The 13,287-nt window shown below is 72.6% G+C and carries 13 protein-coding genes; 7 read left to right on the top strand and 6 right to left on the bottom strand.

All coding sequences use genetic code 11. The annotated features are described in order from the left end of the window. The first annotated feature begins 86 nt into the window (after positions 1-86). Positions 87-386 carry a 4a-hydroxytetrahydrobiopterin dehydratase gene (locus ACI794_RS20360; RefSeq protein ID WP_456617235.1) on the top strand — a complete coding sequence of 100 codons (300 nt, stop codon included), beginning with the start codon at positions 87-89 and terminating at the stop codon, positions 384-386. Positions 387-463: 77 nt separating this feature from the next. Here ACI794_RS20360 and ACI794_RS20365 read toward each other — a convergent pair whose 3' ends face one another. The 3 genes from ACI794_RS20365 to ACI794_RS20375 all read right to left on the bottom strand — a co-directional run bounded on the left by ACI794_RS20365 (position 464) and on the right by ACI794_RS20375 (position 4,103). After that, positions 464-2,734: a PhoX family protein gene (locus ACI794_RS20365; protein WP_456617236.1), complete on the bottom strand. Its 2,271-nt coding sequence runs from the start codon at positions 2,732-2,734 to the stop codon at positions 464-466. Between the two features lie 110 nt (positions 2,735-2,844). After that, complete coding sequence (locus ACI794_RS20370) at positions 2,845-3,249, bottom strand: DUF3037 domain-containing protein (protein ID WP_456617237.1); 405 nt, start codon at positions 3,247-3,249, stop codon at positions 2,845-2,847. After that, on the bottom strand, positions 3,246-4,103 hold the full coding sequence (locus ACI794_RS20375) for a HipA family kinase (protein WP_456600869.1): 858 nt from the start codon (positions 4,101-4,103) through the stop codon (positions 3,246-3,248). Before ACI794_RS20375 ends, ACI794_RS20370 begins: the two co-directional genes overlap by 4 nt. 148 nt (positions 4,104-4,251) lie before the next feature. On the opposite strand from ACI794_RS20375, the gene ACI794_RS20380 reads away from it, so the two are divergent. Together ACI794_RS20380 and ACI794_RS20385 are read left to right on the top strand one after the other, a co-directional pair. After that, complete coding sequence (locus tag ACI794_RS20380) at positions 4,252-4,809, top strand: DUF1990 family protein (protein WP_456600870.1); 558 nt, start codon at positions 4,252-4,254, stop codon at positions 4,807-4,809. A 58-nt stretch (positions 4,810-4,867) separates the two neighbouring features. Further along, a complete protein-coding gene (locus ACI794_RS20385; protein WP_456600871.1) occupies positions 4,868-5,341 on the top strand; it encodes a GtrA family protein in 474 nt (157 codons plus the stop codon). Between the two features lie 194 nt (positions 5,342-5,535). Here ACI794_RS20385 and ACI794_RS20390 read toward each other — a convergent pair whose 3' ends face one another. Then, complete coding sequence (locus ACI794_RS20390) at positions 5,536-6,366, bottom strand: formate/nitrite transporter family protein (RefSeq protein ID WP_456617238.1); 831 nt, start codon at positions 6,364-6,366, stop codon at positions 5,536-5,538. A gap of 414 nt (positions 6,367-6,780) precedes the next feature. Between ACI794_RS20390 and ACI794_RS20395 the strand changes: the two genes are divergently transcribed. Continuing rightward, positions 6,781-8,235, top strand: coding sequence for a M1 family metallopeptidase (locus tag ACI794_RS20395; RefSeq protein WP_456617239.1), 1,455 nt, complete (start codon positions 6,781-6,783; stop codon positions 8,233-8,235). 40 nt (positions 8,236-8,275) lie between these two features. On the opposite strand, the gene ACI794_RS20400 is transcribed toward ACI794_RS20395, so the two are convergent. Then, complete coding sequence (locus ACI794_RS20400; RefSeq protein WP_456600874.1) at positions 8,276-8,926, bottom strand: FAD-binding oxidoreductase; 651 nt, start codon at positions 8,924-8,926, stop codon at positions 8,276-8,278. A 64-nt stretch (positions 8,927-8,990) separates the two neighbouring features. Then, positions 8,991-9,596 carry a sulfite oxidase-like oxidoreductase gene (locus tag ACI794_RS20405; RefSeq protein ID WP_456600875.1) on the bottom strand — a complete coding sequence of 202 codons (606 nt, stop codon included), beginning with the start codon at positions 9,594-9,596 and terminating at the stop codon, positions 8,991-8,993. A 167-nt stretch (positions 9,597-9,763) separates the two neighbouring features. Between ACI794_RS20405 and ACI794_RS20410 the strand changes: the two genes are divergently transcribed. The 3 genes from ACI794_RS20410 to ACI794_RS20420 are packed head-to-tail and all read left to right on the top strand — an operon-like array spanning position 9,764 to position 13,242. Then, a complete protein-coding gene (locus tag ACI794_RS20410) occupies positions 9,764-10,462 on the top strand; it encodes a succinate dehydrogenase cytochrome b subunit (protein ID WP_456617240.1) in 699 nt (232 codons plus the stop codon). Between the two features lie 12 nt (positions 10,463-10,474). Beyond that, positions 10,475-12,421: a fumarate reductase/succinate dehydrogenase flavoprotein subunit gene (locus ACI794_RS20415; protein WP_456617241.1), complete on the top strand. Its 1,947-nt coding sequence runs from the start codon at positions 10,475-10,477 to the stop codon at positions 12,419-12,421. After that, positions 12,418-13,242 (top strand): succinate dehydrogenase/fumarate reductase iron-sulfur subunit, encoded by an 825-nt coding sequence (locus ACI794_RS20420; RefSeq protein WP_456600877.1) that lies wholly within the window; start codon positions 12,418-12,420, stop codon positions 13,240-13,242. Before ACI794_RS20415 ends, ACI794_RS20420 begins: the two co-directional genes overlap by 4 nt. Positions 13,243-13,287: the final 45 nt, after the last annotated feature.

Raw genomic sequence — 13,287 nt, forward strand, 5'->3', positions numbered from 1 at the left:
CCCCCCGCTCGCAGGCTCGCGGCGGGTCCCTGCAGCGGGGCCGTCCCAGCACGTCACCAGCCGTTCGAGTGCGTCACCATGGGGACATGCCGCGCCTGCCTCGCCTGTCTGCTGACCGCGTCGCCGAGGCACTGCGCGCCCTGCCGCGGTGGTCGGGCGACGCCGACGGCCTGCGCCGGACCGTCGAGCTGCCGGGCTTCCGCGACGCCGTCGCGGCGATCGTCGCGATCGCCGACGTCGCCGAGGAGATGGACCACCACCCTGACATCGACCTGCGCTACCGGACGCTGCACCTGCACCTCGTCAGCCACTCCGCCGGTGGGGTGAGCGAGCTGGACCTGGAGCTCGCGCGCCGCATCGACGCACTGCTCCCCGTCCACCCGTGAACGCGATCATGGCGCGGTGACCGCGGATCGGGACGACCCCGTGGTCACCGCGCCATGATCGGCGGGTGGGAGCAGCGTCAGCTGCCGACGCGGCCGCCGTCGGTGCGGTAGACGACGGCGACGCTCGGCCGCGGGAAGGGCCGGTACGCCTGGAAGTCGGGCCACCGGCTGGACGGGTTCTCCACCGTGGAGCCGGTGGTCTCACCGGGGTGCTGGACGGCGACGAACACCGACCGCGCGTCCCGGGTGATCAGCGGACCGCTGCACTCCGCGCCCAGCGGCACGGTGAGGAACGCCTTGAGGTGCCCGCGCTCGGGCCCCTCGGTCGGGACGGCGAACAGCCCGTCGTTGGTGCCGCCGAGCGTGCCCACCGCCTGGTTGCGGACCGACAGCACGTTCCCGTCGGTGGAGATCCAGAGGTTGCCCGCCGGGTCGAACTCCAGGTTGTCCGGGCAGGAGATGGCGCTGACCTCGGACCGGTCGTACCCGGCGAAGTAGGTCCCCGGGAACTGCGGGTCGCCGCAGACCAGGAAGATCCGCCAAAAGAACGTCGTCCCGCTGGCCGAGCCGGTCTCCTCCCACTCGATGACGTGCCCGTTGCGGTTGCCCGGCTGCTGCTCGAAGGTCGCAGGCAGGCCGGCCTCCTCGTCCGCGGGCTCGAACGCGTAGGAACGGGTGATCGGGTTGGCCTCGTCGGCGCCGGGCCGGCCGTTCACCCCGGTGCGGTTGGAGTTGTTGGTCAGGGCCGCGTACACCCGGCCGTTGACCGGGTTCACCTGGATGTCCTCCGGCCGGTCCATCTTCGTCGGCACCAGCCCCGCGTCGACGACGACCGGGTTGGCCGGGTCGGGGAAGTCGCCGCTGGCGTCGAGCTGCTTGCCGAGCCGGTCGGCGGCCAGGCGGGTGAAGGTGAGCACCCAGGCGACGTCCTTGCCCGGGATCATCGAGCGGCCGCCCTCCACGAGCGGGATCCACTCGCCGTAGCCGTCGAAGGCGCCGTCGCCGGGCAGCTCGCCGCTGCCGTCGATCTCCGCGGCCGGGGAGTCGCCGACGAAGCGGGCGACGTAGAGGTCGCCGTCCTCGAGCAGCGTCAGGTTGTGGGCCCGGGAGGCGCTGTCGGTGCCGGGCCGGTAGGTCTTCCGCGAGACGAACTTGTAGATGTAGTCGAACCGCTCGTCGTCACCGGAGTAGGCCACCACGCGGCCGTCCTCGGCGATCTGCACGTTGGCGCCCTCGTGCTTGAAGCGGCCGAGCGCGGTGCGCTTCTTGGGCGTCGAGGTCGGGTCGTAGGGGTCGACCTCGACGACCCAGCCGAAGCGGTTGACCTCGTTGGGCTCACGGGCCAGGTCGAAGCGGGCGTCGACCTCGTCCCAGCGCCGGCCGGGCGGTCGCGTCGTCGAGACGCCGTAGCGCGCCAGCCGGGGCTCCTTCGCGCTCTCGGCGATCGGCGTCGTCGTCCCGAAGTACTGGTTGAAGTTCTCCTCCCCGTGCAGCGTCGTACCCCACGGGGTCATGCCACCGGCGCAGTTGTTCAGCGTGCCCAGGACCGTGCGCCCCTGCGGGTCGGCGCTTGTGCGCAGGTAGGGCGAGCCGGCAGCGGGGCCGGTGAGCTCCATCGGGGTGTCGGCGGTGATCCGGCGGTTGCGCCGGCCGTTGCGCACCGGGCGCCACTCGCCGGTCCTCCCGTGCCGCTGCACCTCCACGACCGAGATGCCGTGGGCCATCATCGCGATGCGCTTCTGCTCGGGCGTGGTCGGCGCGGACTCGCTGGCGACGCCGGCGAACATCAGCTGCTCGTTGGTGTACTCGTGGTTGACCACCAGCAGCGCCTGACGGTCGCGGTCGTCCAGCGGCAGCAGGCCGATGTAGTCGCAGTTGTAGCCGAACTGCATGGCCTGGGCCTCGGGGGTCTGCCGGTCGATGCGGAACGGCGGGGCCCCGGGCAGCACCGGGTCACCCCAGCGCATGACCACGGAGTAGCGGTAGCCGTCGGCGGTGACCAGCTCGTCGAGGAAGTTCTGCTCGACCGGCTGGAACGTCAGGTCGCTCCCCGGGAGCGGGGTGACGCCGCCACCGGTCGGCACCGGCTGCTCCTTCGCGGCCGCGGAGGCGACGGGACCGGCGGCGACCAGCAGGGCGCCGGCGCCGGCGGCCTTCAGCATGCTCCGGCGGCTGAAGGCCGTCTCGACGACCTCGGCGAAGGTCGGGTTGTCCGTCTGGTTCGGGACGGCGGAGTCGCAGGCGTTGCCGCACTTGTAGTAGCAGGTGGCGTGGCTGCGGCTGCCGTGGCGGATGCCGGAGAACAGCGGCAGGAGCGCGCGGGTGCGCGGCTTCGAGATGTCGGTCATCGGTCCCTCTGGTCGCGAGGAGGTCTGGGCCCTCGCACCCAAACGGGCCCTGACGACGCACCGGTGGCAGCCCGGTGAACGACCGGCGACCACTCGGACACCTGTTGCGCTCAGCCGGCGACGGGCAGCACCAGCAGCTCCAGGAGGCGGTCGGCCTCGGCGTCGGGATCGGCCGTCAGCCCGGTGTGCACCGGGCCCGGCTGGACGACGGTGCTCCGCGGTGCGGTGAGCCACCGGAACCGGGAGCCGAGCGCCTCCCGCCCGGCGGCGCCGGCGACCGGGTCGGCCGCGCAGACGTCCGCCGCCGCCTGCAGCGCCCGGCCGATCGCCGACGGGTCGGCGGTCGGGTCCAGCGCGCGCAGCCGGTCGAGGTCGAGGTGCAGCCGCGAGCCCAGGTAGTCGCGCTGCCGGCAGTAGACGATCACGCCGGCGTTCAGGAACTCGCCCCGCTCCACCCGCGGGACCACCCGCAGCACCGCGTACTCGAAGGTGTCCCTCGGTGTCGTCGCCGTCATCGCTGGCTGATCCCCTCCGGCGGTGGGGGGCCCAGCCACGCGGGGCGGTTCTCCCCGCGCGGCGCCCTCCGGCGGCCCGCTCCCCCGGCGGCGACCGCGTCGACCACCCCGGGCAGCCAGGCGGCGCGGGCACCCAGCCGGGCCAGCACCTGGTCTGCGTACCGGGCGCGGACCACCTCCGGTCCAGGCCCGGCCGCGGGGTCGTCGAGCCACTCGTCGGGCACCTGCGCGAGCACCCGGTCCAGCAGGTCCCGCGTGACCCGGGGCGCCAGCGCGGCGTCGGCCGCGGGCACGTCGGGGGTGCACTCGACCAGGGCGTGCGCCGAGGCGTCGTACGCCCGCTCGACGGCGGCCGCGGCCCCGGGCCAGTGGTGGTGGAAGGTCAGAGCGGCGCCGTGGTCGATCAGCTGCAGCCGCCCGTGCCAGAACAGCATGTTGGGGTTGCGCCAGGAGCGGTCGACGTTGCCGACGAGCGCGTCGAACCACAGCACCCGGCCGGCGAGCTCGGGGTCGACGCCGTCGGCGCCCGCCTCGAAGTCCAGCGCCCCGGGCAGGTAGTCCAGGCCCAGGTTGCGGCCGGCCGACCGCTGCAGCAGCTCCTGCACCTCGTGGTCGGGTTCGCCCACGGCCAGCTCGGGGACGACGTCGACGGTGACCAGCGCGGGCACCGGCAGGCCCAGCGCCCGGGCGAGCTCCGCGCAGACCACCTCGGCGACCAGCACCTTCACGCCCTGCCCGGCGGCCCGCCACTTGACGACGTAGGTGCCCAGGTCGTCCGCCTCCATGAGCCCGGGCAGCGACCCACCCTCGCGCAGCGGGGTGACGTAGCGGGTGGCGGTGACCGAGGGCAGCACAGTGCGGTCAACCTACGCCCGGGGGCGCTGCGGCCACCCCGCCGACACCTCCTCCGGCGGCCTCGCCACCCGTCGGTGGGCTCCCGGCCGCGCCGCGCGTCGTCTGACGCACCCGGCCGCTCGGGCCCCCGCGCGGGAGACTGGGCCCGTGGGCCTCCTCCGCGCGACCGACCCGGCCGAGCTCGCCGACGTGCCGTTCACCTACCCCGAGGTGGGGGCGACGGGGGACGCCACCCTGCCGGCGGGCTACCGAACGGCGGAGCACTCGGCGGTGGTCGGGACCGGGCGTGCGGCGTTCGAGCGCGCCGCTGCCGCGGTCCTGGACTGGCGGGCGCAGCGGGCGGCGGGGCTGCGGGTGCGCGCCTCCGGTCCGGCCGGCTCCCCGGGCACGGTCGTCGTCCTCACGGCGGGGCTGCCGAGGTTCGGGTACGACATCCCCTGCCGTGTCGTGTGGGCCGCCACGGAGGGGGACGAGCGCGGTTTCGCCTACGGCACCCTGCCCGGCCACCCGGAGAGCGGGGAAGAGCGGTTCACCGTGCGGCTGACCGGCGGCGGCGACGTCGTCTTCACCCTCCGGGTGTTCTTCCGGCTCGCCTCGCCCGCCGCCCGGTTCGCGGGCCCGCTCTCCCTCGCCGTCCAGCGGCTGGCCACCGCCCGCTACGTGGCGGCGATCCGCCGAGCCGGCCGGGCAGGAACCGGACGCTGACCGGGCGGGGCCGTCAAGACGACCGCCACCCGGTCGGCCGACTCCGTAAGCTGCGCCGGTGAGCTCCGCTGCGCCGCTGCGCCTGCTGCTGCGCGACCGCGGGCACCGGCTGGTCCGGGAACTGGGCGCGTTCGGCACCGTGGGCGCGGCCTGCTTCGTCCTCGACCTCGCACTGTTCCAGCTTCTCTACGCGCATGCCGCCACGGGCGCGGTGACGGCGAAGCTCCTGTCCAGCCTGGTGTCGATGACCGCGGCGTTCATCGGTCACCGGTTCTGGTCGTTCGCCGACCGTGCGCGCACCGGCCTGCGGCGCGAGTACTGGCGGTTCGCGCTGGTCAACGGCGCCACGCTGCTGCTGGGGCTGGCCATCGTCGCCTTCGTGCGGTACCCGCTGGGCCAGGAGAACGCCCTGGTGCTGCAGGGCGCCAACATCACCTCGATCGCCGTGGGCACGGTCGTCCGCTACCTGAGCTACCGCTGGTGGGTCTTCCCCGCCCGGCACGAGACGGCGTGCCCCGCCCCCCAGAGCTAGCCGCGGCGGGCGCCGCCGGCTGACGGCGACGCACGAGCGCGGTCACGGGGCTGGACGCCGCGTCGGACCAGCAGCACGGCCCCGAGGACCCACGCCGCGAGCCTCCAGCTGCCGGCGACGACCAGGCCGGTCGCCCACGCGGTGGCGACCGGGAGGAAGGCGTCCTCCCCCACCATCGCCGGACGGCGCGGCCCCTACTCGCCCGCGGCCACCGCCGCGCGCTCGCGGTCGATGAGGTCCTTGCTCCGCACCAGGCGGATGAGCGTGACCACGAACAGCCCCCCGGCCATGTTGAGCAGCACTGTGTACCAGAACCAGGCCAGCCACTCCCCGTAACCGAACGGGGCGCCGGCGTGGAGGGCGCCGAAGATCAGCAGCGAGTCGAGGATCGAGTGGAACAGCAGCAGGCCGGCCAGGAGGAACCCGCCGATCACCGAGGCGACGATCTTGCCCGTCTCCGAGTGCGCGCCGTGCTGCATCCGGGTCATCAGCGTGATCACGCTCCCGCCGAGGAACGCCAGGCAGACCGACTGCAGGTCCAGCGGGGCCTCGACGAAGTGCTTCGCGGACTCGACGGCGATGCCCGCCAGATCGGGGAACGCCTGCACGACCAACCACATGACCAGCCAGCCGCCGATCAGGTTGGCGATCAGCGTCCCGGTCCACAGCTTCGCCAGCTGCGCACCGCTGGCCCGTCTCGCGAAGACCGCGGTCACCGGGACCAGGAAGCCCTCGGTGAACAGCTCGCTGCGGCCGAGCATGAGGGCGATGAATCCGATGCTGAACGCGAGCCCGGCCAGCAGTTCGCTGCCGGTCGCCTCGAGGACCGCCAGCAGGGCCAGCACGCCGACGGCCACCTCCAGCCCCCCGGCCAGCCCGGTCGCCAGCACCTCCCGCCACCGGCGGTGCAGGCGCTGAGCCCCCTCGCTGACGATCTTCCCGAACGCCTCGGCGATCTCGTCCTCGGCCGGCGCGTCGGTCTCGCCGAGCTCGGCGCGCTTCCGGTCCTCCTCCAGGTCCTCCACGGCTCCTCCTCCACGTCCGGGGCACCGGGACCGGGAACGGGCGGCACATCCTCCGGCGGGCCCTACCCGGACCGGCACCGGCCACACCGCCCGCCACCGTGGCCTCGGTCATCCCGCCGGGTGCCCGGCGGACCCGACCTGTGACGGGCGTCACCGGTCGGGCGTGCCGGCGGTGCGGCCGGTCGTGGACGACGGCACCTGTGCTGGCCGCCGAGGCGATCAGCGCCGGCGGGGCTGGCTCCGTCGCCGGGCTCCCATCGCACGGCGCGACCACGCGTGTCCCGACGGTGGCCCCACGCGGCGGCGGCGCACGAGCCGGTCCGGGCAGCGGATCCGGCCCGGTTCCGGGCATCTAGCCTCACCGTCCGCGTATCCGCGCAGAGGAGATCCACGACGGCTCACAGGAGCGGCCTCATGTCCCGGAAACTCACCCTGCTGACCGCGGCGACGGTGGTGGTGCTCGGCCTCGGCTCCGGCGTGGCGCACGCCGACGACCAGCCCCCCGCCGGTGCCCCGGGGGCCCCGGGGGCCGGGGACCCCTACTTCCCGCTCGACGGGAACGGTGGGTACGACGTCCTGCACTACGACCTGGACCTGCGCTACGACCCGGCCACCGACCTCCTCGACGGCACCGCGACCATCACCGCGCGGGCGCTGCAGGACCTCTCCGCCTTCAACCTCGACCTCGAGGGCCTGGAGGTCCGCTCCGTGCGGGTGGGCTCCCGGGAGGCGGCCTGGGCCCGCGAGGGCGGGGAGCTCACCGTGACCCTCGGCAAGGGGCTGCGCGCCGGGCAGCGGTTCGCCGCCACCGTGGTCTACGGCGGTGTCCCGCAGACCCTCACCGACGCCCTGGGCATCTCCGGCTTCATGCACACCGACGACGGCGCGATCGTGGCCGGCCAGCCCGACGTCGCGGCCACCTGGTTCCCGGCCAACGACCACCCGCGGGACGCCGCGTCGGTCACCGTCCGGGCCACGGTCCCCGAGGGGCTGGAGGCCGTCTCCAACGGCGTCCTCCGGGGCACCCGCGCGGCGCACGGGTGGACGACCTGGGAGTGGCGCGCGCAGGAGCCGATGGCGCCCTACCTGGTGACGCTCGCGATCGGCGAGTTCGACCTGCGCGAGTACGTCGCCGACGGCATCCACTACTGGGATGCCCTGGACCCCGACCTGTTCACCATGGACCCCGACCCGGAGACGGAGGGCCCGAGCATCGGGGAGCTGGCCGAGGCGTCGCTGGCCCGGCAGCCGGAGATCACCGAGTTCCTCTCCGGCATCTTCGGCCCGTACCCGTTCCGGGCCTCCGGCGGCATCGTCGACGATCTGCCGGAGTTCCAGTTCGCGCTGGAGACGCAGTCCCGGTCGATCTACTCGTCGGCGTTCTTCTCCGACCCGGTGAGCGGCGACCTCGTGGTGGTGCACGAGCTGGCGCACCAGTGGACCGGTGACCTGCTGCGCGTCGACACGTGGCAGCACATCTGGCTCAACGAGGGCTTCGCCACCTACGCCGAGTGGCTCTGGCTCGAGCGCGAGGGGTTGTCCACGCCGCAGCAGGAGTTCGACGCCATCGCCGCCGGAGCTCCGCCGGAGTTCTGGGAGCTCACGATCGGGGACCCGGGGCCGGCGACGGAGAACCTGTTCGACATCGCGGTCTACTACCGCGGCGCCATGACCCTGCAGGCGCTGAGGAACGAGGTGGGCGACGACGCGTTCTTCGCGATCGTCCGCCAGTGGGTCGACTCGCAGGCCGGCGGCACCGTCACCACCGACGAGTTCATCGCGCTCGCGGAGAAGGTGTCCGGTCAGCAGCTCGACGAGCTCTTCCAGCAGTGGCTGTTCACCCCGGAGAACCCGACCGCGGCCGGCTGAGCCCGGCTGAACCCGGCGGCTGGGGGACCCGTCAGGTCCCTCAGCCGCTCGGGCCGAACTGCTCCACCCGGATGTCCGCGGCCGGGACACCGAGCATCTCGAGCAGCCGGGTGGCCGCGCCGGCGAAGGCGGCCGAGCCGCAGACGTACACCGTCTGACCGGGTTCCCACAGCGGCACCAGATCCATGGCGGTGAGCCGGCCGGCGGGGCGGATGCCGCGCGGCTCCCGCGTGGTCACCACCAGCGCGCCGGCGGCGAGCAGCTCGTCGGCGTAGGGCAGCAGCTCCACCGTCCGCACCGAGACGGCCGTGCGCAGCAGCTCGGTGCGCCCCAGCGCCCGCGCGGTCCGCAGCATCGACACGAACGGGACGACGCCACTGCCGCCGGCGACCAGCAGCGCCGGGCTCTCGGTGTCCCAGACGAACCAGCCGCCGATCGGGCCGCGCACCTCGAGCACGTCGCCGGGCTCGACGACGTCGGCGAGGTGGGTGGAGACCTCGCCGTCGTCCAGCCGCTCCACGAAGAGCTCCAGCAACGGGTCGCCGGGTGCGGAGGCGATCGAGTACGAGCGCTGCGCGGTGTAGCCGTCCGGGGCGGTCAGCCGCACGACGTAGTGCTGGCCGGGCAGGTGGTCGACCCGGTCGGCGACGTCGAGCCGGAGCTGCACCGACCGCGGCACCGGGCGCCGCACGCCCGCGACCGTCGCCGTCCGCCAGCCGCCCGAGGGTGCGCCTGCGACGCCGGCGCCCAGCGGCCTAGTCACCCTGGTACCGCTGCTGCCGCCACGGGTCGCCCCGGTCGTGGTAGCCGTTCTGCTCCCAGAAGCCGGGCTGATCGCGCCGGAGCAGCGTCAGCTTGCTGATCCACTTGGCGCTCTTCCAGAAGTACAGGTGCGGCACCAGCAGCCGGACCGGGCCGCCGTGCTCGGGGGTCAGCGGCCGGCCGTCGAAGTCCCAGACCAGCCAGGCCTTCCCCCCGGTCACGTCGGCCAGCGGCAGGTTGGTGGTGTAGCCGGTCTTCGACGTCGCCATGACGAACTGCGCCTCGGCGGTGGGCCGGGCGGCCTCGAGCAGCGTGTCGACGCTGATCCCGGTGAACCGGGTGTCGAACTTCGACCACGTGGTGACGCAGTGGATGTCGCCGCGGTACTCCGATGACGGCAGGCGGTGGGCGTCGTCCCACGACCAGGTGGTGGGCTGCTCGACCTGCCCGTCGACGGTGATGCTCCACGTCTCCGGCGAGATGCGCGGGGTCGGTTCGGCGGTGAGCACGGGCCAGTCCGCGCCGACGTCGTACTGGCCGGGGGGCAGCCGCGGATCACGCTCGCGACGGCGGCCGAGGAAGCCACGGGTGGTGGGCACGGGCACAGCCTGCCCCCTCGGAGGGCACCGCGACCACCTGCCCCGCGCGCCGGCTCCCAGGGCTCGGGCGGGAGGCCCGGTAGCGGTGAGGGTGCCCTTACATGAGGTGTGTCACCTCGTGTTTGGTTGGTGGCAAGGACCGTGTAGTCCTAGCGTGGGGACTTGTGGTGACGGTGGAGCACGCGCAGCGCAGGACCCCGAAGGTTGCGAAGACCAACTCGGTCTTCAAGAAGGCCGTCATGGCGGTCAGCGGCATCATCATGGTGCTGTACCTGATCGCCCACGTGATCGGGAATCTCAAGGCCTTCTCGGGCGCCGAGGCCTTCAACTCGTACTCGGGCTGGATCCGGACGGTCGGCAACCCGGCGCTGCCGGGGCAGACGACGCTCTGGGTCATCCGGATCGTGCTGCTCGTCGCGGTGATTGCCCACTTCTGGGCCGCCGTGTCGCTGTGGCGCCAGGCCAAGCGGGCCCGCCCGCAGGGCTACGTCACCAAGAAGGCGACGGCGCAGAGCTACGCCTCGCGCACCATGCGCTGGGGCGGCGTGATCATCGGCGCCTTCATCATCTACCACATCCTCGACCTCACCCTGGGTGCGGTGAACGCCGAGGGCTTCGACAGCACCCCGTACGAACGGCTCGTGGCGAGCTTCCAGAACCCCTTCGTCACGATCTTCTACGCCATCTCGGTGATCCTGCTGGGCATGCACCTGCGCCACGGCATCTGGAGCGCCACGCAGACCCTGGGCCAGAGCAACCGCCGTCGCGAGAAGACGGTCAGCCTGTTCGCCATCGTGTTCGCGACCGCCCTCACCCTCGGCTTCCTGCTCGTGCCTTTCTCCGTCCTCTTCGGGCTCATCGACTAAGGACCTCCCCAGATGCCTCTCGAGCTGTTCACCGTCGGCGAGCCCATCGCCGACACCAAGGCCCCCACCGACGTCCCGATCGGCGAGCGCTGGAGCGAGCGCAAGTTCCGCGGCCGCCTGGTCAACCCCGCCAACCGCCGCAAGATGACGATCATCGTCGTCGGCACCGGCCTGGCCGGTGGCTCCGCCGCCGCCACCCTGGGCGAGGCCGGCTACAAGGTGAAGTCGTTCTGGTACCAGGACAGCCCGCGCCGCGCGCACAGCGTCGCCGCGCAGGGCGGTATCAACGCCGCCAAGAACTACCGCAACGACGGAGACAGCGTGCACCGGCTGTTCTACGACACGGTCAAGGGCGGTGACTTCCGCTCGCGCGAGAACAACGTGCACCGCCTCGCCGAGGTCAGCGTCAACATCATCGACCAGTGCGTCGCCCAGGGCGTGCCCTTCGCCCGCGAGTACGGCGGCCTGCTCGACAACCGCTCCTTCGGTGGCACCCAGGTCTCGCGCACCTTCTACGCCCGCGGCCAGACGGGCCAGCAGCTGCTCTACGGCGCCTACCAGGCGCTGGAGCGGCAGATCGCGGCCGGCACCGTCGAGCAGAACGCGCGCACCGAGATGCTCGACCTGATCGTGGTCGACGGGCGCGCCCGCGGCATCGTCGCCCGCGACCTGGTCAGCGGCGAGATCAGCACGCACTTCGCCGACGCGGTCGTCATCGCCAGCGGTGGCTACGGCAACGTCTTCTACCTCTCCACCAACGCCAAGGGCTCCAACACCACGGCGATCTGGCGGGCGCACAAGCGGGGCGCGTACTTCGCCAACCCCTGCTACACGCAGATCCACCCGACCTGCATCCCGGTCAAGGGCGACTACCAGTCCAAGCTGACCCTGATGTCGGAGTCGCTGCGCAACGACGGCCGCGTGTGGGTGCCCAAGGAGCGCGGCGACGACCGCGACCCGCGGGACATCCCCGAGTCCGACCGCGACTACTACCTCGAGCGCCTCTACCCCTCCTTCGGCAACCTGGTGCCCCGCGACATCGCCTCGCGCCAGGCCAAGAACGTCTGCGACGAGGGCCGCGGAGTCGGCCCCGGCGGTCTGGGCGTGTACCTGGACTTCGCCGAGGCGATCGAGCGGCTGGGTCGCCCGGCGGTCGAGGCCAAGTACGGGAACCTGTTCGACATGTACGCCCAGATCACGGGCGAGGACCCCTACGCGGTCCCCATGCGGATCTACCCCGCCGTCCACTACACGATGGGCGGCCTGTGGGTCGACTACGACCTCCAGTCGACGATCCCCGGCATGTTCGTGATCGGTGAGGCCAACTTCTCCGACCACGGGGCCAACCGGCTCGGTGCCTCCGCGTTGATGCAGGGCCTGGCCGACGGCTACTTCGTGCTCCCGTCGACGATCAGCAGCTACCTCGCCGACGGCCCGTTCGAGAAGGTCGACGAGAGCCACCCGGCCGTCGTCGAGGCGCTCACCGGCGTGCAGGAGCAGGTGCAGAAGCTAATCAGCATCAACGGCAACCGCACCCCCGCGTCCTTCCACCGCGAGGTCGGCCAGCTCATGTGGGACCTCTGCGGCATGGAGCGCACGGACGAGGGCCTGCGCAAGGCCATCGACCGCATCCAGGAGATCCGCCAGGAGTTCTGGACCAACCTGAAGGTCACCGGCGACTGGCACTCGTTCAACCAGACGCTGGAGCACGCCGGCCGGGTCGCCGACTTCATCGAGCTCGCCGAGCTCATGTGCATCGACGCCTTGCACCGCCGCGAGAGCTGCGGCGGCCACTTCCGCGCGGAGAGCCAGACCCCGGAGGGCGAGGCGCTGCGTGACGACGAGAACTTCGCCTACGTGGCGGCCTGGGAGTGGACGCCGGAGGGCCAGCCCCCGGTGCTGCACCGGGAAGCCCTCGAGTACGAGTACGTCCACCTCGCCCAGCGGAGCTACAAGTGACAGCCACACACGAAGGCGCGATGCGCTCCAGCGTCGGCAACCCCGGGGCGGAGAAGAAGCGCGGGATGAACCTGACGCTGCGCATCTGGCGTCAGCAGGGACCGACGGTCAAGGGCAAGATGGTGACCTACAAGATCACCGACATCTCCCCCGACATGTCGTTCCTCGAGATGCTCGACGTGCTCAACGAGCAGCTGATCCTGCAGGGCGACGACCCGGTCGCGTTCGACCACGACTGCCGCGAGGGCATCTGCGGCATGTGCGGCGTGATGATCAACGGCCAGGCGCACGGCCCGCAGCAGACGACGACATGCCAGCTGCACATGCGTTCCTTCGCCGATGGCGACACGATCGACATCGAGCCGTGGCGGGCCACCGCGTTCCCGATCATCAAGGACCTCGCCGTCGACCGGCGGGCGTTCGACCGGATCATCCAGGCCGGCGGCTACATCAGCGTGCCGACCGGGACGGCCCCGGAGGCGCACGCGACGCCGGTGCCCAAGGCCGACTCGGACGCGGCGTTCGACGCCGCGACCTGCATCGGCTGCGGCGCCTGCGTGGCCGCCTGCCCGAACGCCTCCTCGATGCTGTTCACCGCCGCGAAGGTGACGCACCTCGGGCTGCTCCCCCAGGGCCAGCCGGAGCGCAACGACCGGGTGGTCAACATGGTGGCGCAGCAGGACCGCGAGGGCTTCGGCGGCTGCACCAACATCGGCGAGTGCTCCGCCTCCTGCCCCAAGGGCATCTCGATGGAGACGATCTCCCGGCTCAACCACGACCTGCTCGGCGCCCTCCGCGCCGGCGCGCGGCCGAAGAGCTGACAGCAGGACCACCGGCCGGCGGGCGGGCACCCACTCCGGGTGCCC

It is taken from the genome of Blastococcus sp. SYSU DS0541, assembly GCF_054050875.1.

Coding starts and splice junctions, on each gene's coding strand:
- ACI794_RS20365 (WP_456617236.1), bottom strand. CDS start 2,734: ATGACCGACATCTCGAAGCCGCGCACCCGCGCGCTCCTGCCGCTGTTC.
- ACI794_RS20395 (WP_456617239.1), top strand. CDS start 6,781: ATGTCCCGGAAACTCACCCTGCTGACCGCGGCGACGGTGGTGGTGCTC.
- ACI794_RS20370 (WP_456617237.1), bottom strand. CDS start 3,249: ATGACGGCGACGACACCGAGGGACACCTTCGAGTACGCGGTGCTGCGG.
- ACI794_RS20360 (WP_456617235.1), top strand. CDS start 87: ATGCCGCGCCTGCCTCGCCTGTCTGCTGACCGCGTCGCCGAGGCACTG.
- ACI794_RS20415 (WP_456617241.1), top strand. CDS start 10,475: ATGCCTCTCGAGCTGTTCACCGTCGGCGAGCCCATCGCCGACACCAAG.